This is a genomic window from Bacteroides sp. AM54-2NS, assembly GCF_003602935.1.
In the GTDB taxonomy this organism is placed as follows: Bacteria; Bacteroidota; Bacteroidia; order Bacteroidales; family Bacteroidaceae; genus Bacteroides; species Bacteroides xylanisolvens.
The window spans coordinates 18,435-32,790 of record NZ_QTMZ01000042.1; the positions used below are offsets into that span (position 1 = coordinate 18,435).

Here is a 14,356-nt window from a genome sequence, read left to right on the forward strand (position 1 = left end):
ATATAATAGGTGCTGATTTAAATTTCCGGATTTTCTTTGCGTTGGGAAGTGATTTCATCAAATATCCGGAAAAGCTCTTCTTTTGTTTCTGCCCGTAACATCGCAATACGTGTGTTGCGGAAGTTAGGGATTCCCTTGAATAGAGGGCTTGCGGCCAGATGACGGCGTACATGCAAAATACCTCTACGCTCATCGAGCAGATTAACGCTGTCTACCACTTCCTGACGAAGTACTTCCATACACCATTCAAAACTAAGTGGAGGTAATTCTTCACCTGTCTCTAAATAGTGTTTTACTTCCTTGAATATCCATGGACGACCGAAGCTGGCGCGACCGATCATCACAGCATCTACTCCATAACGGTCAAAACACTCCTTACAGCGTTGAGGACTGGTCACGTCTCCATTGCCGATAATGGGAATATGCATTCTCGGATTATTCTTCACTTCGCCTATCAGTGTCCAATCCGCCTCTCCGGTATACATTTGTGCGCGGGTACGGCCATGTATAGTCAATGCGGCTATGCCACAATCTTGCAACTGTTCCGCTAATTCTACAATTATTTTATTGTTTGCATCCCATCCCAAACGAGTCTTCACTGTTACGGGTATTTTCACCGCATCTACGACAGCACGGGTGATCTCCAGCATCTTGGGGATATTTTGTAGCATACCTGCTCCAGCGCCTTTTCCAGCTACTCTTTTCACGGGACATCCGAAGTTAATATCCAGAATGTCAGGTTGTGCCTGCTCTACAATCTTGGCAGCTTCCACCATTGTCTCTGTATCTTTCCCGTATATCTGGATGGCGACAGGACGTTCTGCGTCGCTGATACTTAGTTTCTGTGCAGTCTTGCTGACAGCACGTATCAGTGCGTCACTCGATACAAACTCGGTGTACACCATATCTGCTCCGAATTTCTTGCACATCAGGCGGAAAGCCGGATCGGTTACATCCTCCATCGGGGCAAGTAAGATGGGGTGTTTTCCTAAATCTATTTGGTCTATCTTCATATATGAATCTGCTATTTACTGTTTATGATTGAAGTAACTTCTTGTTTTCGCTGCAAAAATACGGAAAAAAGCCTACCTTTGTACGCATTCATTTGCTTAACTGATACAAATAAGTATATATTCTATGAGTCTTAGTTTGAAAGATTTTGAAATAATGGCTCCTGTGGGTTCGCGCGAATCTCTTGCTGCGGCCATTCAGGCAGGTGCCGATTCTATCTATTTCGGTATAGAAAACCTGAATATGCGTGCCCGTTCGGCTAATACATTCACGATTGATGATTTGCGGGAAATAGCCCGTACGTGTGACGAGCACGGGATGAAGAGCTACCTGACGGTCAATACGATTATCTATGATAAAGATATCCCTCTGATGCATACCATTGTCGACGCAGCCAAGGAAGCGGGAATTTCTGCGGTGATTGCAGCTGATGTGGCAGTGATGAATTATGCCCGTCAGATAGGACAGGAGGTGCATCTTTCCACCCAGTTGAATATCTCCAATGCGGAGGCCTTGAAATTCTATGCGCAATTTGCAGATGTGGTAGTATTGGCCCGTGAGTTGAATCTGGAACAGGTGGCCGAGATTTATCGTCAGATACAGGAAGAACATATTTGTGGTCCGAGCGGCGAACAACTTCGTATCGAAATGTTCTGCCACGGCGCGCTTTGTATGGCAGTATCGGGTAAATGCTATCTCTCTTTACATGAGATGAATCATTCGGCCAATCGCGGTGCTTGTATGCAGGTATGTCGTCGTTCTTACACGGTTCGTGATAAGGAAACGGATGTGGAACTGGATATTGATAACGAATATATCATGTCTCCCAAAGACTTGAAGACCATCCATTTTATGAATAAAATGTTGGATGCCGGTGTACGTGTATTCAAGATTGAAGGCCGTGCCCGTGGACCTGAATATGTACGTACAGTGGTTGAATGTTACAAAGAAGCTATCAAGGCTTATTTGGATGGAACATTCACCGATGAAAAGATTGCGGCTTGGGATGAACGCCTGAAAACCGTATTCAACCGTGGCTTCTGGGATGGATATTACTTGGGACAGCGTTTGGGCGAATGGACCAGGAATTATGGTTCGGCAGCTACGGAACGTAAGATTTATGTAGGTAAAGGTGTCAAATACTTCTCTAATATCGGAGTTTCCGAATTCCTGGTAGAAGCGGCTGAAGTAAGTGTAGGCGATAAGCTTCTCATTACAGGGCCGACTACCGGTGCCCTATTTATGACTTTGGAAGAAGCTCGTGTTGACTTGGAATCTGTGCAAACAGTGAAGAAGGGACAGCATTTCTCCATGAAATCGGATAAGATACGTCCCAGTGACAAGCTGTATAAACTGGTATCGACCGAAGAATTGAGGAAGTTCAAAGGACTCGACATTGAGCAAAAAAGAGGCTAACTGTTATTTCTCAACTTTTAATTCTCAATTTAAATGAACTATATCTATGAATTGGAAATGAAGGTTCGCGATTACGAATGTGACCTTCAAGGTATTGTCAATAATGCCAATTATCAGCACTATCTGGAACATACCCGTCACGAGTTTCTGACTTCGGTGGGTATCAGTTTTGCTGCACTTCATGAGCAGGGAGTTGATCCGGTAGTGGCACGTATTAGTATGGCATTCAAGACTCCATTGAAAAGCGGAGATGAGTTTGTCTCGAAACTATATATGAAAAAGGAAGGTATCAAATATGTGTTTTATCAGGATATCTTCCGTAAGAATGATAATAAAGTAGTAGTGAAATCCACTGTTGAGACGGTATGTGTGGTAAACGGACGTTTAAGTGACAGCGAATTGTTCGATAATGTCTTTGCGCCTTACCTGAAATGAACAGCTCCGAAGAAGAACAAATTTATAGTATTGCTCTGACAATGGTGCCCGGTATCGGGCACATAGGAGCAAAACATTTGATAGATGGAATGGGTAATGCCGTTGATGTCTTCCGTCTGCGCAAAGAAATACCGGAACGTATTCCAGAAGTAAGTCAACGGGTGATAGAGGCATTGGATTGTCCGCAAGCTGTGCTCCGCGCTGAACAAGAATATGAATTTATCCGGAAGAACCGGATCTCTTGTCTGTCCTTTCATGATGAGGCTTATCCTTCTCGTTTGCGGGAATGTGAAGATGCTCCTGTCGTTCTTTTCTTTAAAGGAAATGCCGATCTAAATTCCCTTCATATCCTGAATATGGTAGGAACCCGTAATGCTACTGATTATGGGACACAAATCTGCGCCTCTTTTCTGCGGGATCTGAAAGCACTTTGTCCTGAAGTGCTTGTAGTCAGCGGTCTTGCTTATGGAATCGATATTCATGCGCATCGTGAAGCTTTGGCCAATGAATTACCTACAGTAGGTGTTTTAGCTCATGGGCTGGATCGTATTTATCCTCATGTCCACCGGAAAACAGCTGTTGACATGCTTGAAAAAGGGGGATTACTGACCGAATTTCTGTCCGGCACCAATCCCGACCGCCATAATTTTATCAGTCGAAACCGTATTGTTGCCGGCATGTGTGATGCTACAATTGTCATTGAATCAGCAGAGAAAGGCGGTTCACTGATTACAGCCGAACTTGCCGAAGGTTATCATCGCGACTGTTTCGCTTTCCCCGGTCGCGTGAATGATGAATATTCAAAAGGATGCAACTTGTTAATCAGAGAAAACAGAGCTTCTTTGTTATTATCAGCCGAAGATTTTGTGAAGGCTATGGGCTGGGAGGTTAGTGCTCATTCGGCAAAAGTGGCAAATGTGCAGCGTAGTCTTTTTCTTGATTTGTCTGAAGAGGAGCAAAAGGTTATTGAAATTCTTGAGAAACGAGGTGATTTACAGATTAATACATTAGTAGTTGAAGCGGATATTCCCGTGCAGAAAATGAATACGATTCTTTTCGAGCTTGAAATGAAAGGTGTAGTTCGTGTGTTGGTAGGGGGAATGTACCAGTTATTATAGTAATTTCCTGATAATTTGTATACTTTATATTGTGGAGAAACAGAAACCTTTTCGTATTTTTGGCAAAATTTCGAAGGTACAATGAGCATGGCAAAAAAGACAAAAGCAGATAAAAAGACGAAAAGCACGGTGAATAAAGTTTCTTATCATTATCGACCGGACAATATGACTTTGCAAGACTGGCAGATTGCTTTGCGGAGGCAGGCGGCAATGAAAGAGAAGTTTGTAATATCTGAGAGAGACAAAAAAGAATATCCCGGTTATTATACGGTGATAAATCCTACATCCGGCAATGAATATAATGTGGTATATAGAGGACATCAGAGTCCTTGGAATTATTGTTCGTGTATGGATTTTAAGGCAAGCCAATTGGGTACTTGCAAACATTTGGAAGGAGTCAAACTATGGATTAGAGAGAAAAGACGTAAAGTTTGCCGTGTCACGCCACCGTATTCTTCCGTATACCTGTCTTATCAGGGAGAGCGTAAAGTTTGCTTGCGAATCGGTACGGACAATGAGGAGGAGTTCCGCAAACTGGCAAGTCCTTATTTTACTCCCGACGGAGTGATGCGCCCTGCCGCCATTGACTCGATAACTGAATTCTTGAGGGCTGCTACCCGCCTGAATAACACATTCCGTTGGTATCCCGACGCACTGGGATTTATACTTGAACAGCGTGATTTGCGGCGGCGGTCGCAATTGCTACCGGACTATGCTTCGGACACAGCATTGGACACATTGCTGAAAACAAAACTTTACCCTTATCAGAAAGAAGGAATCCGTTTTGCTTTTCGTGCCGGAAAATCTATCATCGCGGATGAAATGGGACTGGGCAAAACTATCCAGGCTATTGGAACGGCTGAACTGATGAGGAAGCATCAGTTATATCTTCCGCTCTGATTATATGCCCTACATCATTGAAATATCAATGGAAAAAGGAAATAGAGCGTTTTACCGATGCCAAGGCTATTGTGGTAGAAGGAAATCACCTGACCAGGAAAGTGCTATATGGAGCGGAAGAATTTTATAAGATAGTGTCTTACAACAGTGTGTGCAATGATATTAAAATCTTGAAGTCTCTTCATACTGATTTCCTTATCATGGATGAAGTGCAGCGTCTGAAGAACTGGAATACTCAAATATCCAAAGCAGCCCGTCATATTGAGTCGGATTATTCGGTTATTTTATCCGGTACTCCATTGGAGAATAAGTTGGAGGAACTTTATTCCATCATGCAGTTTGTCGACCAGTTTTGTTTGGGACCTTATTATCAGTTTCTTGACCAGACTGTTGTCCGGTCGGATACGGGTAAGGTGGTTTCTTACAAGAATCTGAATGCCATTGGCGAGCAGATGAAGAACGTACTGATTCGCCGCCGGAAAAAAGATGTAGCTCTCCAGTTGCCCGGGCGGATGGATAAAGTTCTGTTTGTGCCGATGACTGAGCAACAGAGGAATATGCATGATGAATATCAGTCTATCGTGTCGCAACTAGTATTCAAATGGACGAAAACCCGTTTCCTGAGTGAGAAAGACCGGAAGCGGCTATTGTTGATGCTTAGCCAGATGCGTATGCTTTGCGACAGCACTTATATTCTTGACCAGAAAACCCGTTATGATACGAAGGTGGAGGAAACGCTGAATATTCTCAGGAATGTCTTTGAGAGTGGAGATGAGAAGGTGGTTATTTTCAGCCAATGGGAGAGGATGACTCGTCTGATAGCGAAAGAACTGGACGTTTTAGGTGTCCGGTATGAGTATCTTCATGGGGGGATTCCTTCCGAAGCCCGTAAAAATCTGACGGATAACTTTACCGAACTGCCGGAAAGCCGCGTCTTTCTGTCAACTGATGCCGGAAGTACAGGGCTGAATCTGCAAGTTGCGTCTATACTTATCAATCTCGATCTGCCTTGGAATCCGGCCGTTCTCGAGCAGCGTATTGCCCGTATTTATCGTATCGGTCAGAAAAAGAATATCCAGGTTATCAATCTTGTTGCCAGCCAGACTATTGAAGAGAGGATGTTGTCTACCCTCAACTTCAAAACTTCTCTTTTTGAGGGTATCCTTGATAATGGTGAAGATACCATCTTCTTGGAAAACAGCAAGTTCGACAAGATGATGGATAGTCTCAAGGTGGTGGCCGAACCGTCTGAAGAAGTGGACGGAGCGCATAATCGTATGGCGGGCTGCAGTATTGATTTGAATGATAATGAAGAGAAAGTTGTGGAGGAAACGGCTGTTTTGCAAACGACGGACACGGATTCATTGGCATTGCTTGAGGAAGAAACACCTGAAGAAGGAGTAACAGAGGTGAGTACGGAAAAGAAGTCTTCTGTATCTGCGGCAGATAATAATCCGGAGCAATTGCTTCAGCAGGGATTTTCTTTCCTTAGCGGACTGGCACGTACGCTTAGTTCGCCAGAAGCTACTCAGAGATTGGTTGATTCTATTGTAGAGGAAGATAAGGAGACAGGTCGGACTAGTATTCGGATACCTGTATCTGATAAAGAGAGTGTAGCGGGGATTCTGAATTTGTTCGGGAAACTGTTGGCGGCAGGGAATAAGACATAAAAAAAGGAGCAACGCCTTGCTCCAACCTTTGTTAACCTTAAATCTAATACTATGAAAAAAATCACATGACAAATATAAGCCTTCTTCTTGCCCTTTCCAAATAATTTTGTTGTATTTGTTTCTCTTTTGAATTCTTTTACGGATTTTCACTGTTAACGGGCACAATATGCTTCCATTCCCAGTGATGTTCGAGATTCTGTATAGCTTTATTGCTGAGTTTGCTTTAAATTTCTTCACATACCGGCATATCCATTCCCTTATACACCACCACAATCTTATGAAGTTGTGTGGCACCGACCACATTCTTCACCGTCTCGGTTTCTGCATAGCGGTTAGCTTGTGTAATCCCTTCCAGACGCAGTTCTTCCACACGGCTTTCGGGGTCTTTATATTTGGCGTATTTCAGTTCTACAATGTAGCTGTGCTTCATGCCAGAATAGATATCCAGTAGCGGACAGAGGAAAATATCGACATATCCTGCCTGTGTATCCTGTTCGGAAATGGGACGGTAGAAGCGGTTCTGTGCCGTCATGGCAAGCGTAAAGCCGTGGACAAAAAGTTCACCTTTCTGTTTGTCGCGTTGGGAAGTGTAACGTTTCAGGCAGTCGGCAATATAACCGAAATAGGCTTTCCAGTTAGCGTGGTAGGCAAGGGTGCTGGCAGTTCGTTCTTCTCGTAACCGCTGAAACTGAGATCGGCTTCGTCATAAGTACTCAGCAGATAGGTGTAGATTTGTTCGCGGACTACCTGATTGGGGATGGTAAGTTTAGTCTTTCCTTCATACATACCACTGATAGTAAGCATGCCGAAATAATAGAGCAGGCTCACAAAGTTGTCGGGGTTGGTGATCCCTGGGTGCTTTGCCTCGTTGAATATAATTCTTGGCGAAGTAGAGCACCATATTTGAGTTGTACATGGTGGTTTCGCCATAACATTCTTCCGTAAAGCAGTAGTTGTCATACTAGGGTTTTATTATTTCTATCAATTCGTCCACCGTATCTTGTGGCAGATAGTCGGCATATATTTTGCAGAAGTTCTCAAAGGTGGTGCCACAATGCGCATCCAGCCTCTTTCGGTAGTTGTGCAGTTCACCGACTATTCCGGAGAAGTTGAGATACAGCACCAAATACCTGTTCCGGTCAGGGGGTAGGGTGTTTTCCGATGTAAAGGTCGTCAAACAGGGCATCGAACTTATTCTTGGCAAGTATATCATAATAATGTTGCAACATATTTACTGTAAGACTTTTGCCGAAACGGCACGGGCGAATAAAGAAGAAAAACTTGTCTGCCTCTTCTATCATGGGGATAAACCGGATTTTGTCCACATAATAACAGTCGTCGCGGCGGATTACTGCGAAGTTCATCATGCCGTATGGGATACGTTTTCTGCGCAGTATTATATATTCTTCCATAATTTAGTTAGTTTTGTCTTAAAAGTGTCTTTAGAGTAGTAGTGATGCACAGAGAATCGATTTATGATCGGCAATCTGTGCATCTTTTATTGTATATATGTCAGTAAAGCATTTCTTTTTTAAACCATACTCCAAATACTGGATCTGCAAGAACTATCTCTTTTCCATTTGTCTCTATGAGCTCCTTTTGTAGTAATGCATTTTTTAAGCGGACAATATTGGCCGATGTTCCTAAATTGTATTTTGAAATGACTTCTTTGCTGCTGAATTTAGTGTGTATTCCATCAACAATTGCTTTTAGAAAATTCATTTGATAGGCAGAAAGGTTTTCTGTTTCACTTTGGAATAGAATATTGTTTTGGTCGAGTAGGTCTTCCAATGCATAAGAAAGTTGTTCTGTGGTTGCTGTATTAATGGTACGTATCCAAAGTAGCCAGGAAAGTTGCTGTACATAAGACGAATGGTTGTCTACAAGGCGGCAGATTTCTTCTGCAAGTTCGGGAGAAATGTGTTTTCCTGTATTTTCAAATCGTTTGCATATATATTCAATCCAGTATTTTGTTTCTATTTTTGCGAGATAGATAGCATCTCCAAATTTATAGAATGGTAAATTCTTCTTTTCAAAAAGTTCGTTCATTAAATGCTTTTTACTTCCGAAAAGACAATATGAGACATGTTGTTGTAATTGCCATACGCTACGTAGCTTTTTCTGAAACGTTTTGGAATCTTCGAAATCCGAAATTTGTTGGAACTCATCAATGCAAATGACTATCTGTATTCCTTTCTCTATTGCAATTTTTTCGGGTAACTGTAAGATGTCATTCTCCGTATTATTTTGCATGTTGTACTCGAATGATATAGAGAAATCGTTCATCGGATCTGCTCCGATAGAGATTTTGGGATTGATGTGTGAGAGGAATTGTTTAGTATTCTCTATCCATTCCTCCCATTTGGAAGAAGTTTGTTTTAAGATAGAAGTGGCAAAGAGACGATAAAACTCATTTTCGGTGCGACAGGAAAAAATGTCTATGTAGACCACTTTTCTCTTGTTATCTTGTGATAGCTGGGCTACTTTCTTAACTAGTGATGTTTTTCCCCATCTTCTAGGAGAAATAAGCACTGTATTTACACCATGTGCAAAGTTTAGGAGTAAACGTTGAGTCTCTTTTTCGCGATCTGTAAAGTTATCTCCGGAAGTGGCTACACCAAAAACAAACGGCTTTTCCATAACTATTCTTTATTATTCTTATTGGGCAAATATAGTGATTCTTTGAAATACTAACAAGTTTGTTACTAACAATGTTGTTACTAACAGACTTGTTAGTATTCTTAAAAGAATAAATGCGAACATAAAACAATTTGATTTGTTATTTATAGTGAATGGATCTATATAGAGGTGGTTTTCTTGCATTATGATATTAAACATCTCTTTATATCTATTTTTTAAGGTGATTGTTTGACTATATGTCAGTTTAAACCTTTATATTTGTATATGTGAAGTTAACCGAAGAAAAAATCACTTATTATTGGCTATGATGAAAAAGGAAATTAAATTCAGTCTTGTTTATCGGGACATGTGGCAATCTTCCGGTAAATATCAACCTCGGGTTGATCAGCTTGTCCGTATCGCTCCTTTGATTATTGAGATGGGCTGTTTTGCCAGAGTTGAAACGAATGGCGGTGCTTTTGAGCAAGTGAATCTGTTGTACGGCGAAAATCCTAATAAGGCTGTCCGTGCTTTTACCGCACCTTTTAAAGAAGCGGGTATTCAAACGCATATGCTCGATCGCGGATTGAATGCGTTGCGTATGTATCCGGTTCCGGCAGATGTGCGTAAATTGATGTATAAAGTCAAGCACGCGCAAGGAGTGGACATCACACGCATTTTCTGTGGACTGAACGAAACAAGAAATATCATTCCTTCTATTAAATATGCTTTGGAAGCAGGTATGATTCCGCAGGCAACTCTTTGTATCACCTATTCTCCCGTACACACTGTTGAGTATTATGTCCGAATTGCCGATCAACTGATTGAGGCCGGTGCACCTGAAATATGCTTGAAGGATATGGCGGGTATCGGTCGTCCGGGTATGTTAGGAGAATTGGTCAGGACTATCAAGGAGAAACATCCGGATATATTGATTCAATATCATGGTCATAGCGGACCGGGATTGTCTATGGCTTCTATCCTTGAGGTTTGCGAAAATGGTGCGGACATCATTGATGTGGCTATGGAACCGATGTCTTGGGGCAAAGTGCATCCGGACGTAATCTCTGTGCAGGCTATGTTGAAAGATTTAGGCTTCCAGGTTCCCGACATAAATATGAAAGCATATATGAAAGCTCGTGCTATGACGCAAAAATTCATTGATGATTTTCTGGGTTATTTTATGGATCCTACCAATAAATACATGTCTTCACTTCTACTGAAATGTGGTTTGCCGGGTGGTATGATGGGTTCCATGATGGTAGACTTGAAAGGAGTACATTCCGGTATCAATATGATATTAAGGAGTAAGAATGAGCCGGAACTTAGTCTGGATGATTTGCTTGTGATGCTTTTTGATGAAGTGGAATATGTATGGCCTAAGCTGGGGTATCCTCCTTTGGTGACTCCTTTCAGCCAGTATGTGAAGAATGTTGCATTAATGAATCTTATGCAGCAGGTAAAAGGGGAAGATCGCTGGACAATGATAGATAACCACACTTGGGATATGATTCTGGGTAAAAGTGGACGTCTTCCGGGTAAGCTCGCTCCAGAGATTATAGAGTTGGCGGAATCTAAAGGATATGAATTTGTCGATACCGACCCGCAGTTGAATTATCCGGATGCTTTGGATGAATATCGAAAGGAAATGGATGAAAATGGCTGGGAATATGGAGAGGATGACGAGGAACTTTTCGAACTGGCCATGCACGATCGCCAGTATCGTGATTATAAGTCCGGGGTTGCCAAAAAGCGTTTTGAGGAAGAGTTACAACATGCTAAAGATGCAGCAATGGCAAAGAACGGATATTCGGAAGAGGAAATTAAGAAATTGAAACGTGCCAAAGCAGACCCGGTCATTGCTCCTGATAACGGGCAGGTACTTTGGGAAGTCCGTAGAGGGACCATCCATTGCTCCATTCATCGGACGTAAATATCAGCATGATGAAGTCTTTTGTTATCTTTCTACCCCATGGGGAGAATATGAAAAGATTCTGACCGGATTTACCGGACGTGTGGTGGAAATATGTGCGCAACAAGGTACCAATGTACGTAAAGGAGATGTAATCGGTTATATTCTACGCAGTGATATCTTTGCGTAAGCCTTTTTATAAGAGTTAGGGGTATAAGCTACACCTAATAAAGAATTTTAGTAGGGTGTCTTAAAAGTGTTTTTAAAATAGTAGTGATGCACAGAAAATCGATAACTAATCGGTGATCTGTGCATTCTCATTATTGTTACCTTAATGTAATAATTCTATGAGTATGTTACTATACCAGTACTTTATTCTCTAAAAGTTCTATGCGTTTGCACAATATCTCGATAAACCGGCTGTTTGCCTTGATTAGTTCACGGAGATCCTCTGCAGCTTCGATGCGGACAGTGCTACAATCTTTCGCGACTCCGATATTTGTCCCGATTGTACCTGTATTATTGACATACACATTTCCATCTATTTTATTAAATAGCTCCAATGCAGACATATTTAGCACTTCTGCTATTTTGTTCAGCCTTGTTAATGTGAGGTCGGTTTCACCATACTCAATCTTACAATAGGCACTTGTTGACAGGTTCAACTTTTCTCCCATTTGTTCTTGAGTAAGATTCTTTTCCATACGAAGCATTTGCAGCCGATGTCCTACTATCTTTTTTAAATCCGTTTCCATGTATATTGTTGTTGGGAAGCAATTTTTATTCGACAAATGTAACAATTTTAGCGGATATAACAAATGCTATTTTATACTTATTCAAAGGAACTGAAGAAAATACAATGATGGAAAGATTTTGAATGAGAGAAAAATACTTCATATTATCGTACATACTGCAATATTCCTTTTATATTTTCCTTTCTCGTTGATATTTGGATAATACTATGCGTTTAATGGATAGTTGTAGTAAATATTGTGTATACAATTGATCTTGATGTGTGCTTAACTTTGCAACCGGAGAAACACGCAGTGACTCTTAACACTTAAAAAACAAACATTTCATTAATAATAAAAGAAAAACAAACATGAAGAAGATTTTACTATTGTTCTCAATCTGCTTAATTTCGATGTTAGGTTATGCACAAACTAATGAAGATGGAAAAGAAAGCGTTTACATTGATTATTTTTCCCGTCCTGGCAGTATAAACAACATTTTAGCAGAAGCTTTGCGTAATAAAATTATTGAAGGTATTCAAGAAATGAATCGTGTCGTGTTGATTGACGTTGATTCTAATGAAGCATTGAAAACCGAAGCCAGGCGGCGTCAGGAAGCTTCCGCTATGGGAGATGTTGTTGCCAGAAGCGAGGCTATGACGACGTTGGGAGCTAAATATCTGATTCAGGGGAACATTACAAGTATGCAGGGCATTAAAAAAACGGACAGTAAAGGAAAGCCCTATTATAAAGGAAGTGTTTCTTACACATTAAAGATTGTGGATCCTTCTAATGGTACGCTCAAAGGTACCCAGGCTTTCTCTCATGAAGGGTTGACGGGAAGTATAGGAGATACTCCTGAAGAGGCAATCATTAAAACGTTGGATTATGCCAAAATAAGTATGGATGACTTTGTTAACGAGAATTTTAAGATACAAGGTACGATTGTGCAAGTGGAAAGCACAAAGAAAGATAAAGCACAAACTGTATACGTTGATCTTGGAACAAAAAGAGGTATACAGAAAGGACAGAAGTTTACTGTTTACATAGAGATGGACATTGCCGGTGAACTGTCATTGAAAGAAATCGGTCGCTTAAACGTGAAAGAAGTGTTGAGCGGGGCACGTTCTTTGTGCAGTGTCAGCAAAGGTGGGGAAGAAATCATGAGAGCTACCAAGGAAGAAAGGAAGTTGATTATCATTTCGAGGAAGATACCTTTTTGTCACTATAATCAATTTCAATTATCAACTTTTCTCCTAGCAAAAAGAAAATGAAACTACGAATACTACTTTTGAGCCTGCTGGCGACATATACTATTCATCTCACAGCACAGGAGCTATACTCCAATGATCTGTCTTGCGTGAAAGCAGATAATAATTTGGCTGTTATCGCAGCCTCCGGAATAGCAGAAAAGAAGAAAGATGTATATTCTATGGCATTGAAGTCGATTTTCAACGCTCTCTTCTTGAATGGTATTGACGGAGTAGAAAACGGTCGGCCGCTGGTTGGGAAAGAAGACTCGTACTATATGAACCAGTTTTTCAATTCACGCTATATGCTTTTTGTGAAAAATTATGAGACGGTCGAAGAACCGGTGCGACAATCTTCCAGACTTTATAAGGGTACGGTTACGGCCCAAATTTTACTGGGTGCACTTAAAAAGGATTTGATACGGAACAAATTGATGACAAAGCCCATGGAGGAGATGTCGATGGAAGAAACCCGGCAACAGGTTGCTCTTCCAACCATTATGGTGGTTCCTTATAAAAGTAATGACCGGAGTTCGTATGCCGGTATCCTGAAAAATGATTTTGATCTTCGCGTAGCGGTAAGTACGGTAAAAGAAGGATTCGTCAAACTTGGTGTGAAGACGGTAGCTGCCGAAGGAAAACAGGCAGGTACTCTGCGTGCTTCTGAATGGGAGAGTAAGAATGCTGATTCCAATGATAAACAGTTGTTGATGAATTCGGGGGCAGATGTATATGTGATTGTTGATTTGCAGAAAGATATATCGGCAACCTCAGGTAGTAGGGTATCATTGATTATGACTGCTCGTGAGACCGCTACAGGAATTGATTTAGCCAGCCGGAAAAGCTGGACGAACCGCTTTAGGACAACAGATGTGGACAAACTATGTGCGTATGCGGCACAGGATGTTTTGGATGGTTTTCTGAAAGATATTTCAAAGGAGTTTGCTCGGAGAGTCCAACAGGGAAATACGATAGTTCTTCGGGTTAGTCTTGCTGATAACGCTGTCAATACGATGAACAGCCGGATAAACGGGAGCACTACTCTTTCGGCGCATATACGCAACTGGGTGAGGAAGAATGCTCAGGGAGGACGCTACCATATTCAAGGTGCTGTGGATGATAGTCTGATATTTGATTCGATACAGATTCCGGCAAAGGATAGCGACGGCTTGCCGATGGATTGCATCACGTTTGCGGATAATCTGGTTAATTATCTGAATGATTCCGGAATAGATAGTGAACACAGAGTGGATGGAAGTACCATCTATTTGACTATTCAATAAATCAAGGACGT

At 41.6% G+C, this 14,356-nt stretch carries 8 protein-coding genes and 3 pseudogenes; 7 read left to right on the plus strand and 4 right to left on the minus strand.

Features of this window, described 5'->3' with window-relative positions; translation table 11 throughout:
* Nucleotides 1-17: 17 nt before the first annotated feature.
* Nucleotides 18-1,013, minus strand: coding sequence for a tRNA dihydrouridine synthase DusB (gene dusB / locus DXA05_RS20285; protein ID WP_128859558.1), 996 nt, complete (start codon nt 1,011-1,013; stop codon nt 18-20).
* A 124-nt stretch (nt 1,014-1,137) separates the two neighbouring features.
* On the opposite strand from dusB, the gene DXA05_RS20290 reads away from it, so the two are divergent.
* The 4 genes and pseudogenes from DXA05_RS20290 (at nt 1,138) to DXA05_RS20305 (ending at nt 6,550) form a co-directional block, all read left to right on the plus strand.
* Nucleotides 1,138-2,427 carry a peptidase U32 family protein gene (locus tag DXA05_RS20290; RefSeq protein WP_074704331.1) on the plus strand — a complete coding sequence of 430 codons (1,290 nt, stop codon included), beginning with the start codon at nt 1,138-1,140 and terminating at the stop codon, nt 2,425-2,427.
* Nucleotides 2,428-2,460: 33 nt separating this feature from the next.
* Nucleotides 2,461-2,862, plus strand: coding sequence for an acyl-CoA thioesterase (locus DXA05_RS20295; protein WP_128859559.1), 402 nt, complete (start codon nt 2,461-2,463; stop codon nt 2,860-2,862).
* A complete protein-coding gene (gene dprA / locus DXA05_RS20300; protein WP_165861540.1) occupies nt 2,859-3,980 on the plus strand; it encodes a DNA-processing protein DprA in 1,122 nt (373 codons plus the stop codon). Before DXA05_RS20295 ends, dprA begins: the two co-directional genes overlap by 4 nt.
* Before the next feature lie 87 nt (nt 3,981-4,067).
* Nucleotides 4,068-6,550, plus strand: a pseudogene (locus DXA05_RS20305) (DEAD/DEAH box helicase).
* A gap of 223 nt (nt 6,551-6,773) precedes the next feature.
* On the opposite strand, the pseudogene DXA05_RS20310 reads toward DXA05_RS20305, so the two are convergent.
* Together DXA05_RS20310 and DXA05_RS20315 are read right to left on the minus strand one after the other, a co-directional pair.
* Nucleotides 6,774-7,962: pseudogene (locus DXA05_RS20310) on the minus strand (AAA family ATPase).
* 100 nt (nt 7,963-8,062) lie between these two features.
* On the minus strand, nt 8,063-9,190 hold the full coding sequence (locus DXA05_RS20315) for an ATP-binding protein (RefSeq protein ID WP_128859560.1): 1,128 nt from the start codon (nt 9,188-9,190) through the stop codon (nt 8,063-8,065).
* A gap of 307 nt (nt 9,191-9,497) precedes the next feature.
* Here DXA05_RS20315 and DXA05_RS20320 point away from each other — a divergent pair.
* Nucleotides 9,498-11,271: pseudogene (locus DXA05_RS20320) on the plus strand (oxaloacetate decarboxylase).
* A 169-nt stretch (nt 11,272-11,440) separates the two neighbouring features.
* On the opposite strand, the gene DXA05_RS20325 reads toward DXA05_RS20320, so the two are convergent.
* Nucleotides 11,441-11,836, minus strand: coding sequence for a helix-turn-helix transcriptional regulator (locus tag DXA05_RS20325; protein WP_004312261.1), 396 nt, complete (start codon nt 11,834-11,836; stop codon nt 11,441-11,443).
* 347 nt (nt 11,837-12,183) lie between these two features.
* On the opposite strand from DXA05_RS20325, the gene DXA05_RS20330 reads away from it, so the two are divergent.
* Together DXA05_RS20330 and DXA05_RS20335 are read left to right on the plus strand one after the other, a co-directional pair.
* Complete coding sequence (locus tag DXA05_RS20330) at nt 12,184-13,086, plus strand: penicillin-binding protein activator LpoB (protein WP_284515635.1); 903 nt, start codon at nt 12,184-12,186, stop codon at nt 13,084-13,086.
* The gene (locus DXA05_RS20335) at nt 13,083-14,345 is read left to right on the plus strand and encodes a DUF6175 family protein (protein WP_055234485.1); all 1,263 of its coding nucleotides are present in this window, start codon (nt 13,083-13,085) and stop codon (nt 14,343-14,345) included. Before DXA05_RS20330 ends, DXA05_RS20335 begins: the two co-directional genes overlap by 4 nt.
* Nucleotides 14,346-14,356 lie beyond the last annotated feature (11 nt).